Raw genomic sequence first — 19061 nt, forward strand, 5'->3', positions numbered from 1 at the left:
CCACGCTCCGGTGCGCGAGTCCCACCCTCCTGCTCGCGAGTCCCACCCTCCTGCTCGCGAGTTCCACGCTCGTGAGCGCGAGTTCTGCCTCCTTGTCGGCGGGCGCTGCGCCCGCCGGGTGAAGTTCGCCCGGTATCCACCTTTCGGGGCTGGTGGCCGTCACCGGGCGGCCGGAAGCTGATCATGGCCGTCCCTTGATCAGCGAGGAGCCCCGATGCGCGTCGCCGCCCGCCGTCTGCTGTCCACGGCCGCACTGGCCACCGCCCTGGTCGCCGGAACCGGCACCGCGCAGGCCGCCGACATCGGGGCGGTGACCGACAAGTACCTGTTCGGCACGTCGCTGAGCCGGTTCGAGGAGATCCGCGCGGACCGGCCGTACGCGGCGAAGCTGGACTGGTCGTCGGACACCTGCTCGTGGTCGCCGGACAAGCCGCTCGGGTTCGACTTCTCCCCCGCCTGCCACCGCCACGACTTCGGGTACCGCAACTACAAGCGGCAGGACCGGTTCACCAGCGCCAACCGGAAGAAGATCGACGACAACTTCTACGCCGACCTGAAGGTCATCTGCCACGGCGACTGGCGCTGCAACGGCACGGCCTGGACCTACTACCAGGCCGTCCGGAAGTTCGGCGGCTCCTAGTCCGCGTCGCCGTCGTCGGGCGCCGAGCCGCCGCGGATGAGCATCAGCGTGCCTTCCAGGTCCTCGGGCTTGACGAGCACGTCGCGCGCCTTCGAGCCCTCCGACGGGCCCACCACGCCGCGCGTCTCCAGCAGGTCCATCAGCCGCCCGGCCTTGGCGAACCCCACCCGCAGCTTGCGCTGCAGCATCGACGTCGACCCGAACTGCGAGGTGATGATCAGCTCCGCCGCCTGCAGCAGGACGTCCAGGTCGTCGCCGATGTCCGGGTCGATCTCCTTCTTCTCACCGGCCTTCGCGGCGGTGACGCCCTCCTGGTACTCCGGCTGCGCCTGCTCCTTGGTGAAGTTGACGATCGCGGAAATCTCGTCGTCGCCGACGTAGGCGCCCTGGATGCGGACCGGCTTGCCCGCGCCCATCGGCAGGTACAGGCCGTCGCCCATGCCGATCAGCTTCTCCGCGCCCGGCTGGTCCAGGATGACCCGCGAGTCGGTCAGCGACGACGTCGCGAACGCCAGCCGCGACGGCACGTTCGTCTTGATCAGGCCGGTCACCACGTCCACCGACGGCCGCTGCGTGGCCAGCACCAGGTGGATCCCGGCGGCGCGGGCCTTCTGTGTGATCCGCACGATCGCGTCCTCGACGTCGCGTGGCGCGGTCATCATCAGGTCGGCCAGCTCGTCGACGATCGCCATGATGTACGGGTACGGGCGGTAGACGCGCTCGCTGCCCGGCGGCGCCGTGATCTCCCCCGAGGAGACCTTGCGGTTGAAGTCGTCGATGTGACGCACCCGGTTGGCCTGCATGTCCTGGTAGCGCTGCTCCATCTCCTCCACCAGCCAGGCCAGCGCCGCGGCGGCCTTCTTCGGCTGGGTGATGATGGGCGTGATCAGGTGCGGGATGCCCTCGTACGGCGTCAGCTCGACCATCTTCGGGTCGATCAGGATCATCCGGACCTCGTCCGGCGTGGCCCGGGACAGCAGCGACACCAGCATCGAGTTGACGAAGCTCGACTTACCGGAACCGGTGGAACCGGCGACCAGCAGGTGCGGCATCTTCGTCAGGTTCGCGGTGACGAAGTGGCCCTCGATGTCCTTGCCCAGCCCGATGACCATCGGGTGGTTGTCCTTGGCCGCCGTCGAGGAGCGCAGCACGTCACCGAGGCGCACCATCTCGCGGTCGGAGTTGGGCACCTCGATGCCGACCGCCGACTTGCCGGGGATCGGCGCGAGCAGGCGGACGTTGTCGGTGGCCACCGCGTAGGCGATGTTCTTGGTCAGCGCGGTGATCTTCTCGACCTTCACGCCCGGACCCAGCTCGACCTCGTAGCGGGTCACCGTCGGGCCGCGGGTGAAGCCGGTGACCTGCGCGTCGACGTTGAACTGCTCCAGCACGCCGGTGATCGCCTCGATCATGGCGTCGTTGGCCTTGCTGCGGGTCTTCGGCGCGTCGCCCAGCTGCAGCAGATCGGCGGGCGGCAGCTCGTAGTCGCCCTCGACGGTGCGGGTGACCGACATGACCGGCTCGGGCTTCTTGGGCTTCTTCTCCGGCACCTCGGCCGGCACCGGCTTCGGCGGCCGCGCCGGGGTGGGCGCCTCGGCCAGCGCGGACTCGATGTCCAGCTGGTCCGGATCGGCGCCGGTCGCCTGGCGGCGGCGGGAGGGCTTGCGCAGCCGGACGGCCTTCGGGTCGGCGTCGGTGACCTCGTCGCGCTTCTCGGCGCGCGCCTCGCGCTGCGCCTCCTCCTCGGCCACGTCCTCGGGGTCCAGGCCCCAGGTGCGGACCAGGTGCGGGATGTCGCGGATGCGGGTGCCGGTGAACACGAGCAGGCCGAACGCCAGCGCGAGGAACAGCAGCGGCACCGCGACCCACGCCGTCAGCCCCTGGGCGAGCAGGTCGCCGGAGAGGAAGCCGAGGACACCACCGGCGTAGCGCTGGTTCTCGGTGTCGTGCGGGCGGCCGTTGAACAGGTGCAGCAGGCCCAGCAGCGCGAACACGCCCAGCACGGTGCCGATGACCATGCGCGGGCGGATCTCCGGTTGCGGCTCGCTGCGCATCAGCGTCACGGCGGTGACCACGAGCACGAGCGGCAGGGTGACCGCGCCGGCGCCGAAGATCGTGCGGGTGCCCAGCTCGACGTAGCCGCCGACCGGTCCGGCCGCGCGCCACCACACCCCGGCGGCGATGATCACGGCCAGGGCGATGAACCCCAGCGCGAGCCCGTCGCGGCGGTGCTCCGGCTCCAGCTCGCGGCCGCGGCCGACGGTGCGCACCAGGCTGCCCAGCCCCTTGGCCAGCAGGTTCCAGCCACCGCGGACGGCCTTGCTGAACGTGCCGGCCTTCTTCTTCGGTGCGGGCTTGCGGGCGCGCGAGGCCGCGGGCCGCGACTTGGCCGCGCCGCGCGTCGTCCTGCGCGCGGTGCCGCCCTTGCCGCCGGTCCGTTTCGTGCCGCTGCTCCTCGTCGCCGCCCCGCTCGCCATGTCCTCTACGGTAACCGCCTGGCCCCAGCAACCCCAGGTGCCACACTCGGCACAGCGCGAACTTCCCCGTCACCGGCGGACCTTGATCCGCCATTTCGGTGATCTGCCATGCTGGCGACCATGTTCGCGCTGCACTCCGACGACACCGGGCAGACCCGCCGCAGGCCACCGGCGGTCTGGCGGACCATGACGCGTCTGGACCAGGGGCTCGTCGCGCTGACCGGGCGCCTGCGGATCACCGGCCGGATCGCGCCGGAGCTGCGGGGACGGCCGTTCCTGATGGCCGCCAACCACATCGGCGTGTTCGACCCGTTCGTGCTGATCGCGGCCTGCCGGAAGATCGGCATCTCGCCGCGGTTCATGCTGGCCGGCGGGATCCTGGACGCGCCGGTGATCGGGCCCGCGCTGAAGGTCAGCGGGCACCTGCGCATCGACCGCGGCAAGGCCAGCGCGCTGGAGCAGTTCGCGCAGGCCGTGCAGGAGATGCGGACCACCCCGAGCCCGGTCATCGTCTACCCGGAGGGCCGGATCAGCCACGACCCGGGCCTGTGGCCGGAGCGCGGCAAGACGGGCGCCGCGCGGCTCGCGATCGCCGCCGGGGTGGCGGTGGTGCCGATCAGCCAGTGGGGCGCGCACGAGGCCGTGTACTGGGGCACCGAGCGCGTCGAGGGGCCCGCGGACCTGCTGCCGCTGGCCCGGTCCGGGCTGACGGCCCCGCTGCGGCGCCCGACGTACCGGGTGCACTTCGGCGAACCGGTCGACCTGGGCGACATCGAGCCGGACCGCCCGGGCGCCGGGGTGCGCGCGCACGCGAAGATCATGCGCGCGATCACCGCCGGGCTGACCGCGCTGCGCCGCGACGAGCCGGACGAGCCGAAGTTCCACGACCCGACGCGGCCCACCGACACGATCAGCCCCTGGCGGCCCCGGTGACCGATCCGGAGTCGCTGGCGGAGATCCGCGCCCGCATCGACGCTCTCGACACCGAGTTGATCCGCCTGCTGGCCGCCCGCCAGTCCCTGGTGCGGGCAGCGGCCGCGGTCAAGACCGACGAGCAGGCGGTGCGCGCGCCGGGCCGGGTGGAGCAGGTGATCGCGTCGGTCCGCGACCGGGCGGAGGCTGCGGGACTGGCGCCCGAGGTCGCCGAGCCGGTGTGGCGGGCGATGATCGGCGCCTTCATCGACCTGGAACTGAGCGAGCACGCCCGGCTCGGGAGCGATCAGCGGCGGTAGGCGGCCCCGGGGTGGTCCGCCGCCAGGCGGGGGCCCTCGCCGCCGAGGCGTTCCCGTAGCGTGCCCTCCGCCGGCCGCGCCGGCACCCGGCCCCGGCGGCGCAGCTCGGGCACCACCCAGCGCGTGAAGTCCGCGAACGTGCCCGGCGTCGTGACGTACGCCAGGTTGAAGCCGTCCACGTCGGCCTCCGCCACCCACCGCTCCAGCTCGTCCGCGACCTCCGGGCCGGAACCCGCCACGACCGGCCCGCGGCCGCCGAGCCCGATGAACCCGGCCAGCTCCCGCGGCGTCCACGCCCGCTCGGCCGTCGTGAACGCCGCCAGCGCCGACCGGTTCGCGTCCCCGTCGCGGTAGGTCAGCGGCTCGTCCACCGGCAGTTCGGCCAGGTCGACGCCCGTCCAGCCGCCGAACCGGGCGAACGCGACGGGAACCGAGACCAGCGACCGGTACTCCCGCAGCTTCGCCGCGGCCTCCTCGGACGTCTCGGCCACCACGGGCGTGAGCATCGTGAAGATCTTCACCGCCCGCGGGTCCCGGCCCTGCTCGGCCACGCCCGCGCGGATCGCGTCCACCGAACGGCGCACCGCCCCCGGCGTCGGCCCGGACACGAACACCGCCTCCGCGTGCCGTGCCGCGAACCGCACGCCCCGCGGCGACGCGCCCGCCTGGAACAGCACCGGCGTGCGCTGCGGCGACGGCTCCGACAGGTGCGGCCCGGGTACCGAGAAGTACTTCCCCTGGTGCCCGATGTCGTGCACCTTCGCCGGATCCGCGTACACCCCGCCGGAGCGCACGACGGCGTCGTCCTCCCACGAGCCCTCCCACAGCCGGTAGCAGACCTCGAGGTACTCCTCGGCGATCTCGTACCGCTCGTCGTGCGGCACCTGGGCGCCCAGACCGAGGTTGCGGGCCGCACTGTCCAGATAGGACGTCACGATGTTCCACGCGACCCGCCCCCGCGTCAGGTGGTCCAGTGTGGACAGGCGGCGGGCCAGCGAGTACGGCTGCTCGTACGTCGTGGACACGGTGACCCCGAACCCGAGGTGCGAGGTCACCGCCGCCAGCGCGGGCAGCAGCACAGTCGGCTCGTTCACCGGGATCTGCGCGGCGTCGGCGACCGCGGCGTCCTTCGACCCGCCGTAGACGTCGTACACGCCCAGCACGTCGGCGAGGAACAACGCGTCGAACCCGCCGTCCTCCAGCGTGCGCGCCAGGGCCAGCCAGAAGGACAGGTCAGCGCGGCGGCGATCAGCGGCGCGAACCCGCCGGAGAGCGCCGCGCCGATCTGGTAGCCCAGCGACGCGCCGCTGTAGCGCACGCGGGTGCCGAACAGCTCACCGAACCAGGCGGCCTGCGGCCCGTACATCGCGTCGTGCACCACGTTCACGCCGAACACGATCGCCAGCGCCACGATCCCGGTCACCGACCCGAACAGGTACGGCGGGCGGCGCCCGAAGCGGTCGGACAGGTACCCCCACAGCGGGGTGCTGACCAGCCCGGCCGCGGAGGCGACCATCACCGCGACCAGCCCCACCGAACTGTCCTTGCCGAACGTGGTCTGCAGGTAGGTCAGCGAGTAGGTGGTGAGCAGCACGAACAACGCGATCTGCGACAGCCGCAGCCCGGTGGTCAGCGCGACGTTGCGGGGCTGGGTCCGCAGCACCTCCACCACCGGCAGCCGGGCGGTTTCCCCGCAGGCGCGCAGCTCGGCGAACACCGGCGCGTCGGTCAGCCGCAGCCGGATCACCAGGCCGACCACCACGAGCACCAGGCTGAGCAGGAACGGCACCCGCCACGCCCAGGACAGGAACACGTCATCGCCGGCGAGCGTGCGCACGAGGTAGTAGACGCCGGTGGCCAGCAGCATCCCGGCCGACGAGCCGAGTTGCGTGAAGCTGCCGAACAGCCCGCGCCGGCCGGGTGCGGCGTGCTCGACCGACAGCAGCGCGGCGCCGCCCCACTCCGCGCCGACCGCCAGGCCCTGCACCAGCCGCAGCACCACGAGCAGCGCGGGGGCGGCGATCCCGGCCTGCGCGTAGGTGGGCAGCACCCCGATCGCCGTGGTGGCGATGCCCATCAGCAGCAACGCGCCGACCAGCACCGCCTTGCGACCCACCCGGTCGCCGAGGTGACCGGAGATCACCGCGCCGAGCGGCAGCGCGCCGAAGCCGACCGCGTAGGTGCCGAACGCCGCGAGCGTGCCCGCGGTCGAGGAGACGCTGGGGAAGAACAGCGGTTTGCACACCAGCGCGGTCGCGGTGGCGTAGAGGCAGAAGTCGTACCACTCGATCGTGGTGCCGATCATGCTGCCGATCGCGGCGCTGCGGGGCGTGGTGCGGGGCGGGGACTCGGCCGTGGTCGTCACGTCCAGGCACGGTAAGGATCTCCGCGCGGCCGCGGGTGATCTCTCAGATGCTGGAACCGGTGTGCCGCTCCCCTAGGGTGGTGATCGTGAGCACCCGGATTCTCGTCGTGTACTACAGCGCCACCGGTAACACCGCGAAGCTGGCCGCCGCGCTGGCCGAGGGGGCCGCCGACGCGGGGGCCGAGATGCGGGTGCGCACGGTGCCCGAAACCGCCCCGCCCGAGGCGATCGCGACCAACCCGCGCTGGCGGGCGTGGGTGGACTCCGGGCCGCACGACGACCTGGCCACCCTGGGCGACCTGGAGTGGGCCGACGGGCTCGCGCTCGGCAGCCCGACGCGGTTCGGCGGGCCGGCGAGCCAGCTGAAGTCCTATCTGGACAGCACGGGTGGCCTGTGGGCCAAGGGGAAGCTGGCCGACAAGGTCGCCACGTCGTTCACCACGGCGTCCACCGCGCACGGCGGGCTGGAGGCGACGGTGCTGGCGATGAACAACATCTTCTACCACTGGGGCGCGATCGTGCTGCCGCTCGGTTACGGGCAGCCGCACCTGCTGGAGTCGGGCAACCCCTACGGCGGCTCGTTCGTGTCGCGCAAGGCGGCCGAGCCGGACAAGGAGTCGCTCGAGGCGCTGCGCATCCAGGGCACCCGCCTCGCCACGATCGCCGGGTACGTCCGGGTGGGCCGGGGCTCCTGACCGGCGTGGCTGTTGCGCCGGCCGGCCAGGCCGGGCAACCGCTCCCCCGGCGCGGCCCCGCCGCATTCCACCCCTCTCGCCTGCTAACCGGCGTGCGAGTGTGACCGGTTAGCCGCGGCGTGACGGAATTCCGGTACCGCCGTACCGCCCGGCTGCCTAGGGTGGATCGGGTGGTCACCGAAGCTCCCGCACCCGCGCGTGCGTTCGTCCCGCACCGCGGGCGTGGCACGACGCTGATCCTGGTCTCCTCGGTCTGTTTCGGCAGCTCCGGCACCATCGCGAAACCCGCGATGCTCGCCGGGCTGTCCGCCGAACAGGTCGCCGCGGCGCGGATCGGTCTCGCCGCGCTCGTGCTGGCCGCCGTGGTGGCCCTGGTGAAACCGTCGCTGCTGCGCGTGCGCCGCGCGGAATGGCCCCTGCTGCTCGGCTACGGCCTGCTCGGCGTCGCGGGCGTGCAGCTGTGCTACTTCGTCGCCGCGGGGCGGCTGCCCGTCGGCATCGCGATCCTGCTCGAGTTCACCTCCCCGGTGCTGATCGCGCTGTGGACGCGGTTCGTGCGCGGCGTGCGGCTGCCCGGGCGCATGTGGGCCGGGATCGCGCTCGCCATGGCCGGGCTCGCCGGCGTCGCGCAGGTGTGGCAGGGGCTGAGCCTGGACGCGGCCGGCCTGCTCGCCGGGCTCGGCGCCGCGGTGTGCTCGGCGGCCTACTTCCTGCTCGGCGAGCACGGCGTCAGCACCCGCCACCCGCTCGGCATGGTCACCTGGGGCATGATCATCGGCGCGGTCGCGGTGTGCGCGGTCGCGCCGCCGTGGACCCTGCCCGCCGAGATCCTCACCGCGCCCGGCGAGTTCGGCCCGTGGCGCCCGCCGGTGTGGCTGCTGCTGGTCGCCGTCGCGCTGTTCTCCACCGTGCTGGCCTACGCCATCGGCCTCACCGCGCTGCGCCACCTCCCGGCCTCGGTCGCCAGCGTCATCGGCCTGCTCGAACCCGTCATCGCCACCGCCACCGCGTGGGCACTGCTGCACGAAACCCTCGCCTGGCCCCAGCTCGCCGGCGCGGTCGTCCTGCTGGGCGGCGCGCTGATCGTGCAGCTCAACTCGCCGCGCCCGCAGGTTCCGGAGATCGGAACGCCCGCCGGTACGCCCCCGGCGTCGTACCCACCTGATCGCGGAAGCGGCGGCGCAGGTTGACCGCCGAGGTGAGCCCGACGCGCGCCGCGATCGCCTCCACCGGCAGATCGGTGTCCTCCAGCAGCCGGCGCGCCTCCGCCACCCGGCGGGACAGCAGCCACGCGCCCGGGCTCATGCCGAGCTGCTCCTGGAAGCGCCGCGCCAGCGTGCGGGGCGAGACGTTGAGCCGCGCGGCCAGATCGGTCACCGACAGCGGGGTGCCGAGCCGCTCACCGGCCCAGTCGAGCAGGCCGTCCAGCGCCTCCGCGGGCGGCGCCGGCGGCACGAACTGGTTCTGACCACCGTCGCGGTGCGGGGGCATCACCATGTGCCGCGCGAGGAGTGCGGCGTGCGCGGCCCCGTGGTCCCGCCGCACGAGGTGCAGGCACAGGTCGATCCCGGCGCCCGCACCGGCGCTCGTGGCGACGTCGCCGTGGTCCACGTAGAGCCGGTCCGGCTCCACGCGCACCCGCGGGAACGCGCGCTGAAGCCGGTCGGCGCCCGCCCAGTGCGTGGTGGCCGAGCGGCCGTCCAGCAAGCCGGTCTGCGCCAGCGCGAACACGCCCGAGCAGATCGTGACCAGCCGGGCCCCGCGGGCGTGCGCGCGCAGCAGCGCCCGGCGCACGCGCGGGGACAACGGCGCGTCCAGGGGCCGCCAGCCCGGGATGATCACGGTGTCCGCGGAGGCGAGCGCCGACAGGCCCCGCGGCACCGACATGGCGTACCCCGCGGTCGTCGGCACCGGGCCGGGCGTCTCGGTGCACACGTCGAACTCGTAGTACTGCGGCACGCCGTCCCGCACCGTGCCGAAGACCTCCGCGGCGCAGCCGAGCTCGAACGTCGACTGCACCGGCCGCACGAGGGCGATCACGCGATGCATGGCAAAAAAGTACCCCATGGTGTCTTTCCGGACACTGTCCGGCCGTCGCCCGCGCGCGTCATCTTGGGGACATGCACGACGAAATTCTCGCCCAGGAGGGCTACACCGCGGTCTCCGTCCACGACGCCCCGGCTCGGGAGATCTTCCCCGGGATCCGGCACCGTCCGTTGTGGACCGGGTCCACCGGGGCGCACGCCGATCTGCTGGAGATGGACCCCGGCACGTCCTGGCCCCACCGCGACGTCCACGAACCCGGCACCGAGGAGGTCTACGTGGTGGCGGGCACGTTCAACGACGGCGCGCGCGACTACCCGGCCGGCACCTTCCTGCACGCCCCCGCGGGAACCTGGCACGTGCCGGCCACCACCACGGGGTGCACGCTGTTCCTCTTCTACCCGGAGGGCTAGCCGGCCGGCGTCAGCACGATCCGGCCGTCGGGGTTGAACTCGCCGAGGAACGCGGGCAGGTCCGGACCGGTCCGGCACGTCGGTGGCGCCCAGTTCCCGCAGGCGGTCACCACGCTCGGCCGGCGACGTGGTGACCGCGACGGCCCCGGGCCGCGAGCTGGACCGCCGTGATGCCGATGCTGCCGGCCGCACCCCGCACCAGCACCGACCCGCCGGGCGCGAACCCCGCGCGGGCCAGGCCGAAATGCGCCACCACACCGGAACTCCCGAGCGCCACCGCGTCCACCCCGCCGAACTCCTCGATCACCACTGCTTTCACGTCCGCCGACGCTAACGAACGCCCCCGTCCGCCCTGGACAACCGCGTCCGCATCCTGGACGCGGCCCGCGCGCTGTTCGCCACCGGGGGCTGGACGTGCCGATGCGGGAGAACGCCCGGGCGGACTCCGTCCTGGACGACCTGGTGCTCATAGCGCACCGCGGCCTGCACGCCACCTCGGCGGCGGCGCGCGTCCGGGCCTCCCGGCGCGCTGGTGATCCAGGCGTTTCAGGCCCCGCTCAGCCCTGCCAGCGCACCGTAGAACACCTCCGCGATCCGAGCCGGATCCGGCGCCGCGAACGCCTGGCCCCCGGTGGGCGCGGTGATCGCCGCCAGTTCGACCACGTCCACGTCCGGGCCGATCCCGATGCCGATGATCGCCACCGGGCGGGCCGGGTCGGACAGCCGGGTCAGCTCCGCCAGCAGCGCGTCCCGGCTGATGCCGTGGTCGTCGTCGTTGCGGCCGTCGGTCAGGACGATCACCAGGTTGAGCCGCCCGGGCTGCCACTCCGCGGACGCCAGCCGGTACGCGGCCAGCACCGTGTCGTACAACCCGGTGTCGCCGTCGGGCGTGGCCTGGATCGCGCGCAACCGCTCCGCCGCCCCCGACGCCAGCTGATCGCTCACCGGCCGCATCGGCAGCACCTCGCGGTAGTCGCGGTCGCCGTCCAGGCGCGTGGCGAACTCCCACACACCGGTCTCCGACGTCGGCTTGAACAGCGACAGCGCCCGCGCCGCCGCGTCGGTGGTCAGCTGCATCCGCGTCCGGCCGGTGCCGGGCACCTCGACGTCCATCGACCCGGACACGTCGATCAGCACCCGCGCCCGCGAGCTGGAGTTGATCCGCGCCCACTGCCCGAGCAGCGCGTCCACGTCGGCGTCGGTCGGCACCGCGGGCGACGGCAGGGTCCGGTCGCTGATGTTCAGCCCCGCGCCGTCGCGCAGGTACCGGCCGTCCGGGGTGCGGAACCCGGCGTCGGCCAGTGCGTTCGTCCCCTCCAGGCCGAGCAGCGCGGACAGCAGCGCCGCCGCGGCCGCGCGCTGGGACTCCCCCGCCCCGCCGAGCACGGCGAACGGGTAATCGAGCGCGGGCGCCTCGGCCTGGTAGCTCGCCACCAGCCCGCTCTGGGTGCCGGCGACGCCGGTGCGCACGTTGTGGCGCAGCAGCGCGTTCTCCGACACGGGGAACCCGGCGAGCGTGCGATCGGCGAGCCGCGTGAACAAGTCGTCGGTCGCCGGGACCGCGTTCGGGGACAACCGGCGCAGCGTGGCGGCGTAGGCGTCGGCGGCCGGCACCGCGGCGCGGATGCCGATCAGCGCGGACAGGCCCGCCGGGTCCCGGCCCGGATCGGGCAGCCCGAGCGCGAGGCCGGGCGCGCCGAGCACGTCGGCCCAGGACGGCACGCGGCCGGGCCAGCCCAGGCCCGCCGCCACCTCCTCGGTCACCGCGAACACCACCGGTGAGCTGGCGATGCTGGTGCCGCCCGCGATCCCGCTCGCGCCGACGCCCTTGGCGCGCCGCAGCTGCAGCGTCGACTCCGGGATCCACACGTCCGGCCGGACCGCGCCGCCGGGCAGGGCCAGCGACTGCGCGACCGCGGCCGAGCCGACCGCGTTGACCTCGAACGCGGCGCACCCGGTCTGCGCCACCCGGCGGGCGACCTGCGCGACCGCCGGCGCCACCGCGGGCGCGGCGGCGACGCGCACGACCACCGGCCGCTCACATCCGCCCTGGTCACGCACCACGCTGGTGGCGATCCAGCCGGCTCCGCCGAGCACGACGAGGACACCGGCGACCGCCCACGCCCGCCGCGGCCGCCGCCGGGCGGGAGACGAATGTCGGCCCACCTCGCACCGCCTCCGCTGCCTCGCTCGCCAGGATGCGATCCAGGTTAGGCGCAGTGACGGAGATTACCTACGCTGTCGGATCGGCCTGTCCGTACGTCACCGGGATGACGGTCGGCACGATCATCGGGCGGCGCCGGTAGGTCTCGGCGACCCATCGGCCCACCACACGGCGCACGGCCTGGGCGATCCGGTGGCTGTCGGTGATGCCCTCGACCTCGGTGCGGGACAGCTCCATCTCCACGAGCGGAACCACCGCATCGAGTGCCTTCGGGTCGTCGGAGAACCCGCGCCCGGACACCGTGGGGGTGCTCACCGCGCGGCCGGTGGTCGAGTCGATCGCGACGTTGATCGCGATGAACCCGCCCTCGCCGAGCACCAGCCGGTCGGACAGAGTCGACTCGCCGACGTCGCCGACCGACAGGCCGTCGACGTAGACGTGCCCGACCTCGACCCGCCCGGCCGTGCGCGCCCGGCCGTCCACCAAATCGACCACCACGCCGTTCTCGGCCAGCACCACGTTCTCCGGCGCCACCCCGGTGCGGATCGCGAGCGCGCCGTTGGCCCGCAGGTGCCGCCACTCGCCGTGCACCGGCATGACGTTGCTCGGCCGGATCGCGTTGTAGAGGAACAGCAGCTCCCCCGCCGAGGCGTGCCCGGACACGTGCACCTTCGCGTTGCCCTGGTGCACCACGTTCGCGCCGAGCCGGACCAGGCCGTTGACCACGCCGAACACGGCGGTCTCGTTGCCCGGGATGAGCGAGCTGGCCAGCACGACCGTGTCCCCGGCGCGGATCGAGATCTGCCGGTGCTCGCCGCGCGCCATCCGGGACAGCGCCGACAGCGGTTCGCCCTGCGACCCGGTGGAGACGAACAGCACCCGGCTCTCCGGCAGGTTGACGGCCTCCTCGAGGTTGATCAGCAGGCCCTCGGGGATGTTCAGCAGGCCCAGGTCCGCCGCGATGCCCATGTTGCGGACCATCGACCGCCCCACGAACGCCACCCGGCGGCCGTGCCGGACCGCCGCGTCGAGCACCTGCTGCACGCGGTGCACGTGGCTGGCGAAACAGGCCACGATCACCCGTTGCGTGACCTTGCCGATGACATCGTCGAGCACCGGGCCGATGTCGCGCTCCGGGGTGACGAACCCGGGCACCTCGGCGTTGGTCGAGTCGATGCACAGCAGGTCCACGCCCTCGTCGCCGAGGCGGGAGAACCCGGCCAGGTCGGTCAGGCGGTTGTCCAGCGGCAGCTGGTCGAGCTTGATGTCACCGGTGTGCAGCACGACCCCGGCCGGGGTGCGCAGCGCCACCGCCAGCGCGTCCGGGATCGAGTGGTTGACCGCGAAGAACTCCAGCTCGAACGGTCCCACCGTGCGCCGCTCCGACTCGGTCACCTCGATCAGCTTCGGCCGCTGCCGGTGCTCCCGGCACTTGGCCTCCAGCAGCGCGAGCGTGAACCGCGAGCCGTAGACCGGCAGGTCCGGCCGCAGGCGCAGCAGGAACGGCACGGCGCCGATGTGGTCCTCGTGGCCGTGGGTGAGCACGAGGGCCTCGATGTCGGACAGCCGGTCCTCGATCGCCCGGAAGTCGGGCAGGATCAGGTCGACGCCGGGCTGCTCGTCCTCGGGGAAGAGCACGCCGCAGTCGACGATCAGCAGGCGGTTGTCGTACTCGAAGACGGTCATGTTGCGGCCGACCTCGCCGATGCCGCCGAGGGCGACCGTGCGCAGGCCGCCTTCGGGCAGTGCGGGTGGGGTGTTGGTCGGTCCGGGTCCTGCCGAGATCACCTGTGAATGGTCCCAACGCTGGTGTGAGTGGTGGGTGCGACGTAGGCCGCCGCGGAGTCGGCCTGCGCCACCCGGGAAGAGTGCCAGTCCGGTGACGGCGACTCCGCCAGGGGGACCCCTGCCTGGGCGAGGTCGGTGGCGATCGCCTCGACCTGCTCCGGGGTCGCGGGCACGATCGGCAGCCGCGGGCCGCCGACCCGGTGGTGGCGCGGGGCGAGCGCGGTCTTGGCGAACACGACACCGCCGACGCGCGACATGGCGCGGAAGACGGGCAGCATGCCGCGGTGGTTGGTGCGGGCGGTCGAGGTGTCGCCGTCCTCGTAGGCCTCGATCATGGCCCGGATCCGGCCGGCCACCACGTGACCGATCACGCTCACCACCCCGGCCGCGCCGACCGACAGCCACGGCAGGTTCAGCGCGTCGTCGCCGGAGTAGTAGGCCAGGTGGGTGTTGGCGATGACCTCGCTGCCGGCCAGCAGGTCGCCCTTGGCGTCCTTGACGGCCAGGATGCGCGGGTGCTCGGCCAGGCGGCGCAGCGTGTCGACCTCGATCGGCACGATCGAGCGCGGCGGGATGTCGTAGAGCATCACGGGCAGGCCGGTGGCGTCGGCGACCGTGGTGAAGTGCGCGTACAGGCCGGCCTGCGACGGACGCGAGTAGTAGGGGGTGACCAGCAGGACGCTGTGGGCGCCGGCCTTCTCGGCCTGCTGCACCAGCTCGACGCTGTGCGCGGTGTTGTAGGTCCCGGCGCCCGCGATCACGGTGGCGCGGTCGCCCACCGCCTCGGCGACGGCGCGGACCACGTCCGCCTTCTCGGCGTCGGTCGTGGTCGGGCTCTCGCCGGTGGTGCCGTTGACGACCAGACCGTCGTTGCCCAGCTCCACGAGGTGCTCGGCGAGCTCCTGCGCCCGCTTCAGGTCGACTGCGCCGTCCGCGTCGAAGGGGGTGACCATCGCGGTGAGCACGCGCCCGAAGGGCCTCCCGGGCGCTGCCGAAGGTGGGTTGGACATGCTCTGACGGTACCTCTTCTCGCTGTGAATATTCGTGCCGACCTGCCAAAACGGCATGATCCGCAGGAACGGGCCACCCTCCGCCGGAGAATCGCTGGACCAGGTGATCTCCCGCCGTAACCTTTCGCGTCAGCGGACCTTGCGGGTGACCGCCTCGGTGAGCTGCCCGCCGCCCTTCTTCGCGACCAGGCAGTAGATGCCGCGGACCGGGTCGTCGTAGGACTCCTCGGGGGCGGCCTCCCACTCGGCCCGCGCCGGCACGAGCGCGCGGTAGGTGAGCGTGGCGCGGGCGTCCGCGTCGAGGGTTGCGGAGTGGAAGCTCAGCGCGCAGAAGGACTCGGCGTAGCGGCGCAGCGCGTCGGCGCCCGGATAGGCCACGAACCCGGCCTCGTCGTCCCCGGCGCTGGAGTTGCCGAGGCTGTCCTGCTCGTCGTAGACCTCCAGCTCGTGCGGCTTGTCGCAGCTGACCTGGTTGTCGGAGTTGATCCGGTAACCGGGGTCGAGGCGGCCGTTGTAGCACCGGTACGAGCTGCCCGGGTCGAAGTCCAGGTCGCCGCCGGTCCCGTAGATCATGGTCGGCAGCATCGCGTCGTCCGCGCGCTCTCCCGCCCACCACTGGCCGGCCAGGAAACCGCCGGCGAGCAGCAGCACGCCCAGCACCGCGCCCGCGGTGACCCACAGCCCGCGGCGGCTCTTGCGTGGCGGCACCGGGGCGAACCGGGTCGGCGGCGGTCCGGTGTGGACCGCGGTGCCCATCCCGCCGGGCGGGGTGTTGTGCGCGGCGATGCCGAGCAGGTGCCCGGCCTGGGCGGCGGAGATCCGGCCGTCCGGGTTGGCCACCAGCAGGCCCATGATCGCCGAGGCGAGCGGGCCCTGCGCCCGGGTCAGGTACGGCACCTCGGTGAGGATCGCGTTCATCGTCGCCGCGGTGGTCGGGCGGTCGAACGCCGACTTGCCCTCCACGGCCAGGAACAGCGTCGCGCCCAGGGACCACAGATCGGAGGCGGGCAGCGCCTCCCGGCCGTCGAGCCGCTCCGGGGCCATGAACGCCGGCGAGCCCACGATCGTCCCGCTCGAGGTCAGCCGCGGGTCGTCGATCGCGGTGGCGATGCCGAAGTCGGTGAGCTTCACCCGCCCGTTCGGGCCCACCATGATGTTGCCGGGCTTGACATCGCGGTGCACGATGCCGGCCTCGTGCGCGGCCTGCAGCGCGGAGAGCACCTGCTGCCCGATCGAGGCCACCTGCTGCGGCGGCAGCGCGCCGTGCTGGCGCACCAGGTCGCCCAGCGTGGGCGCCTCGACCAGCTCCATCACGATGTAGGTCGCGCCGCCCTCGGCGACCACGTCGAAGACCGTGACGATCGCCGGGTCGTTGAGCCGTCCGGCGGTGCGCACCTCGCGCAGCACGCGCTCGGTGAACACGGTCTCCTCGGCGCCGTCGGCGAGGCGCAGTTCCTTGATCGCGACCTGGCGGCCGATCACCTGGTCCTGCGCCCGCCACACGACGCCGTGCCCGCCCCGGCCCAGCTCGCCGAGGAGCGCGTAGCGGCCGGCCACGACCCGCGGTCCGGCCGGGCGCGGGGTGGTCTGCTGGGTCTGCTCTTCGGTCAACGTGGCTCCGGTGATCGTGACTGTTCGGACAGCGGGATGCTAGTCCGACCGTCGCCGGCGCCGAACGGTTCCGGGTTCAGCCCGCGAAGGTGAGGTAGATCAGGGCCACGTTCAGGGTGATGATCACGGCCGCGATGACCCACGCCAGCGTCGTGGTGACGCGGTGGTTGGCGGCCGGGCCCATCAGGCCGCGGTCGCTGGTCAGCCGCACCAGCGGGACCAGGGCGAACGGGATGCCGAAGGACAGCACCACCTGGGAGACCACCAGCGCGCGGCTGGGGTCCACGCCGATCGCGAGCACCACGATCGCGGGCAGCAGCGTGATCAGCCGCCGCACCAGCAGCGGGATCCGCTTGCGCAGCAGGCCCTGCATGATCATCGCGCCGGCGTAGGCGCCCACCGACGTCGACGCCAGGCCCGAGGCCAGCAGCCCGATCGCGAACAGCAGTGCCACGGCCGGGCCGAGGGTGTCCCCGACGGCGGCGTGGGCGCCCGCGATCGAGTCGACGCCCTCCTGGCCCTGCAGGTTCGTCGCGGCCAGCAGCACCATCGACAGGTTCACCGCGCCGGCCAGCAGCATCGCCAGGCCCACGTCGAACCGGGTGATGCGCAGCAGGCGGAACTGCCGGGCGCGCTCGACCTTGCCGTGCCGGTCGCGGGCGAGGCCGGAGTGCAGGTAGACGGCGTGCGGCATGACGGTGGCGCCGAGCATCGCGGCGGCGATCAGCACGCTCTCGGTGCCCGCGAACTTCGGCACCAGGCCGGCGGCCGCGTCGGCGGCCGACGGTGGCTCCACGAAGACGCTGGCCAGGAAGCCGACCGCGATGACGCCGAGCAGGCCGGTGATGACCCGCTCGAACGGCCGCTGGCCGCGCCGGTCCTGCACCAGCAGCAGCGCCATCGACACCACGCCGGTGATCACGCCGCCGACCAGCAACGGCAGGTCGAACAGCAGGTTCAGGGCGATCGCGCCGCCGACGACCTCGGCCAGGTCGGTCGCGATCGCGACCATCTCGGCCTGCGCCCAGTAGCCCAGGCGGACCGTCCGCGGCATCCGCTCGCGCAGGTTCTCCGGCAGGGACAGCCCGGTGACCAGGCCCAGCTTCGCCGACAGGTACTGGACCAGCCCGGCCATCAGGTTCGCGGCCACGATCACCCACACCAGCAGGTAGCCGAACTGGGCGCCGGCGCTGATGTTGGAGGCGACGTTGCCCGGATCGACGTAGGCGATCGCGGCGACGAACGCCGGGCCGAGGAGCAGGGAGCCGGAGCGCACCCGCTTGAGCCGTGGTCCGAGCTGATCCGTCAGCGCCATGCGCCCTCCCGTCACCGTGCCGAACCACGATTTTAGGCAAGCCGAACTTCGGCGTACAGAGCGGCGAAATGTGGCCTGCGTCGCCGCCTGACTACCCGGCAGAGCCGAAAGTTAGTCGCGGGCCTGCCCGGCTCCGGCCGCGTCCCAGTCCGGGCCGTCGACGAAGTGCACGTCGTACTGTTCGTGGATCCGCGTGACCTCCTCCTCGGCGAGGTCGCCGCGCAGGATTTCCGGCAGCCGCCGGAAGTAGCCGAACCGTTCGACGCCCGGGACCAGCGTGATGAGGACGTCCGCGGGGCTGTCCGGCGGAGCGGCGAACGCGTGCCGGACACCCGCCGGCACCACCGCGTAGCCGCCCTGCCGGACAGTGATCACCTCGGCGCCGATCAGCATCCGCAGGGTTCCGGCGAGCACGTAGAACGCCTCCGCGGAGCGCGCGTGGTAGTGCGGCTTCGTGCCGGGTTCCCCGGGCTCGAGGTGCAGCCGGTTCGCGCCGAGCAGCCCGCCGGTGTGGCTCGCGTCGGCCAGCAGCTGCAACGCGGGCCGCGCCACGGTTTCCGCCTCGTCCGCCTGGACCACCCATGCGCCGGTCATCGTCGCCTCCTTGGTAGTTGAAGTCTTCAACTACCATAGCCGTGAGTGGTTGAAGACGTCAACTGCTAGGGTGGGGCGGTGACCGAGTGGCTCGACGCGGATCAGCAACGCGACTGGCGGGCGTTCATCGAGGGATCGATCCGGTTCATCGACCTGCTCGACCGCAACCTGCAGGACCGGCACGGCCTGGCCCTGGCGGAGTTCGAACTCCTGGTGCGGCTGTCCGAAGCGGACGGACGGTCGATGCGGATGGCCGACCTCGCGGCGTCGGCGTACTACTCCCGGAGCCGGCTTTCGCACCGGATCAAGGGCCTGGAGGCACGCGGCCTGGTCCACCGCACCCCGAGCGACGACGACCGGCGCGGGGTGGTCGCCCGCCTGACCGACGCCGGGTACGAGGCGCTGAGCCGAGCGGCGCCGGACAACCTGCGGACGGTCCGGAAGCACTTCTTCGACGTGATCCCGGCGGAGGACCTGAAGACCATCGGCCGCGCGATGCGCGCCGTCACGGAGCGACTGGAGTAGAAGGCGCCCTGCGCGACCACCGGCGCTAGCGGCACACGCCCGGCGCGACCACCCGCGCTAGCTGTATCCGGCCGTTAGGTTGGTAGCCGGCTGATGGGCGGTCGTCCTCCGAGTGCGCTGTGGCGGCGTTCAGTGTTGTAGTGCTCGATCCAGGCTGCAAGTGCTGCTGCTCGTGCCTCGTTGCTGGTG

Annotated in this window: 17 protein-coding genes and 2 pseudogenes; 7 read left to right on the forward strand and 12 right to left on the reverse strand. The window is 73.0% G+C overall.

The window, feature by feature from the left end; all coding sequences use genetic code 11:
- Window positions 1-214: 214 nt before the first annotated feature.
- Entirely contained in the window at window positions 215-640 is a 426-nt protein-coding gene (locus D0D28_RS32850) for a phospholipase (RefSeq protein ID WP_116115006.1), read from the forward strand.
- Here the strand turns inward: D0D28_RS32850 and D0D28_RS32855 are convergent.
- Window positions 637-3117 carry an FtsK/SpoIIIE family DNA translocase gene (locus D0D28_RS32855; protein WP_116115009.1) on the reverse strand — a complete coding sequence of 827 codons (2481 nt, stop codon included), beginning with the start codon at window positions 3115-3117 and terminating at the stop codon, window positions 637-639. The genes D0D28_RS32850 and D0D28_RS32855 overlap by 4 nt on opposite strands.
- 108 nt (window positions 3118-3225) lie before the next feature.
- Between D0D28_RS32855 and D0D28_RS32860 the strand changes: the two genes are divergently transcribed.
- The gene (locus D0D28_RS32860) at window positions 3226-4050 is read left to right on the forward strand and encodes a lysophospholipid acyltransferase family protein (protein WP_116115011.1); all 825 of its coding nucleotides are present in this window, start codon (window positions 3226-3228) and stop codon (window positions 4048-4050) included.
- Window positions 4047-4349 (forward strand): chorismate mutase, encoded by a 303-nt coding sequence (locus D0D28_RS32865; protein WP_233157295.1) that lies wholly within the window; start codon window positions 4047-4049, stop codon window positions 4347-4349. Before D0D28_RS32860 ends, D0D28_RS32865 begins: the two co-directional genes overlap by 4 nt.
- On the opposite strand, the gene D0D28_RS32870 is transcribed toward D0D28_RS32865, so the two are convergent.
- Together D0D28_RS32870 and D0D28_RS32875 are read right to left on the reverse strand one after the other, a co-directional pair.
- Window positions 4337-5581 carry an LLM class flavin-dependent oxidoreductase gene (locus D0D28_RS32870; protein ID WP_346009506.1) on the reverse strand — a complete coding sequence of 415 codons (1245 nt, stop codon included), beginning with the start codon at window positions 5579-5581 and terminating at the stop codon, window positions 4337-4339. The genes D0D28_RS32865 and D0D28_RS32870 overlap by 13 nt on opposite strands.
- Before the next feature lie 200 nt (window positions 5582-5781).
- A pseudogene (locus D0D28_RS32875) lies at window positions 5782-6654 on the reverse strand (MFS transporter); the annotation flags it as partial.
- Window positions 6655-6800: 146 nt separating this feature from the next.
- Between D0D28_RS32875 and wrbA the strand changes: the two are divergent.
- Window positions 6801-7409 (forward strand): NAD(P)H:quinone oxidoreductase, encoded by a 609-nt coding sequence (gene wrbA, locus D0D28_RS32880; protein ID WP_116115030.1) that lies wholly within the window; start codon window positions 6801-6803, stop codon window positions 7407-7409.
- A gap of 170 nt (window positions 7410-7579) precedes the next feature.
- Window positions 7580-8599: an EamA family transporter gene (locus D0D28_RS32885; RefSeq protein WP_094005900.1), complete on the forward strand. Its 1020-nt coding sequence runs from the start codon at window positions 7580-7582 to the stop codon at window positions 8597-8599.
- On the opposite strand, the gene D0D28_RS32890 is transcribed toward D0D28_RS32885, so the two are convergent.
- Window positions 8502-9458: a GlxA family transcriptional regulator gene (locus D0D28_RS32890; protein ID WP_116115014.1), complete on the reverse strand. Its 957-nt coding sequence runs from the start codon at window positions 9456-9458 to the stop codon at window positions 8502-8504. The genes D0D28_RS32885 and D0D28_RS32890 overlap by 98 nt on opposite strands.
- A 71-nt stretch (window positions 9459-9529) precedes the next feature.
- On the opposite strand from D0D28_RS32890, the gene D0D28_RS32895 reads away from it, so the two are divergent.
- Window positions 9530-9865 (forward strand): cupin domain-containing protein, encoded by a 336-nt coding sequence (locus tag D0D28_RS32895; protein WP_116115016.1) that lies wholly within the window; start codon window positions 9530-9532, stop codon window positions 9863-9865.
- 60 nt (window positions 9866-9925) lie between these two features.
- Here D0D28_RS32895 and D0D28_RS32900 read toward each other — a convergent pair.
- The 7 genes and pseudogenes from D0D28_RS32900 to D0D28_RS32930 form a co-directional block, all read right to left on the reverse strand.
- Window positions 9926-10151 (reverse strand): annotated as a pseudogene (locus D0D28_RS32900) (NADPH:quinone reductase); the annotation flags it as partial.
- Window positions 10152-10411: 260 nt separating this feature from the next.
- The gene (locus D0D28_RS32905) at window positions 10412-12031 is read right to left on the reverse strand and encodes a substrate-binding domain-containing protein (protein WP_116115018.1); all 1620 of its coding nucleotides are present in this window, start codon (window positions 12029-12031) and stop codon (window positions 10412-10414) included.
- A 67-nt stretch (window positions 12032-12098) separates the two neighbouring features.
- A complete protein-coding gene (locus D0D28_RS32910) occupies window positions 12099-13814 on the reverse strand; it encodes a ribonuclease J (protein ID WP_429728378.1) in 1716 nt (571 codons plus the stop codon).
- Window positions 13814-14827, reverse strand: a complete 1014-nt coding sequence (gene dapA, locus D0D28_RS32915; protein WP_116115022.1) for a 4-hydroxy-tetrahydrodipicolinate synthase — start codon at window positions 14825-14827, stop codon at window positions 13814-13816. The genes D0D28_RS32910 and dapA overlap by 1 nt, the downstream gene beginning before the upstream one ends.
- Before the next feature lie 129 nt (window positions 14828-14956).
- Window positions 14957-16438, reverse strand: a complete 1482-nt coding sequence (locus D0D28_RS32920; RefSeq protein WP_116115024.1) for a serine/threonine-protein kinase — start codon at window positions 16436-16438, stop codon at window positions 14957-14959.
- A gap of 76 nt (window positions 16439-16514) precedes the next feature.
- Entirely contained in the window at window positions 16515-17753 is a 1239-nt protein-coding gene (locus D0D28_RS32925) for an Nramp family divalent metal transporter (RefSeq protein ID WP_162831264.1), read from the reverse strand.
- Between the two features lie 111 nt (window positions 17754-17864).
- Window positions 17865-18347 carry a cupin domain-containing protein gene (locus D0D28_RS32930; RefSeq protein ID WP_116115026.1) on the reverse strand — a complete coding sequence of 161 codons (483 nt, stop codon included), beginning with the start codon at window positions 18345-18347 and terminating at the stop codon, window positions 17865-17867.
- 78 nt (window positions 18348-18425) lie between these two features.
- On the opposite strand from D0D28_RS32930, the gene D0D28_RS32935 reads away from it, so the two are divergent.
- Window positions 18426-18872, forward strand: a complete 447-nt coding sequence (locus D0D28_RS32935; protein WP_116115028.1) for a MarR family winged helix-turn-helix transcriptional regulator — start codon at window positions 18426-18428, stop codon at window positions 18870-18872.
- Window positions 18873-18946: 74 nt separating this feature from the next.
- On the opposite strand, the gene D0D28_RS32940 is transcribed toward D0D28_RS32935, so the two are convergent.
- Window positions 18947-19061 (reverse strand): integrase core domain-containing protein (locus D0D28_RS32940; protein ID WP_162830614.1); only part of this gene is annotated, 115 nt, incomplete at its 5' end.

This window comes from Amycolatopsis ruanii (assembly GCF_003385175.1).
GTDB lineage: Bacteria > Actinomycetota > Actinomycetes > Mycobacteriales > Pseudonocardiaceae > Amycolatopsis_E > Amycolatopsis_E thermalba.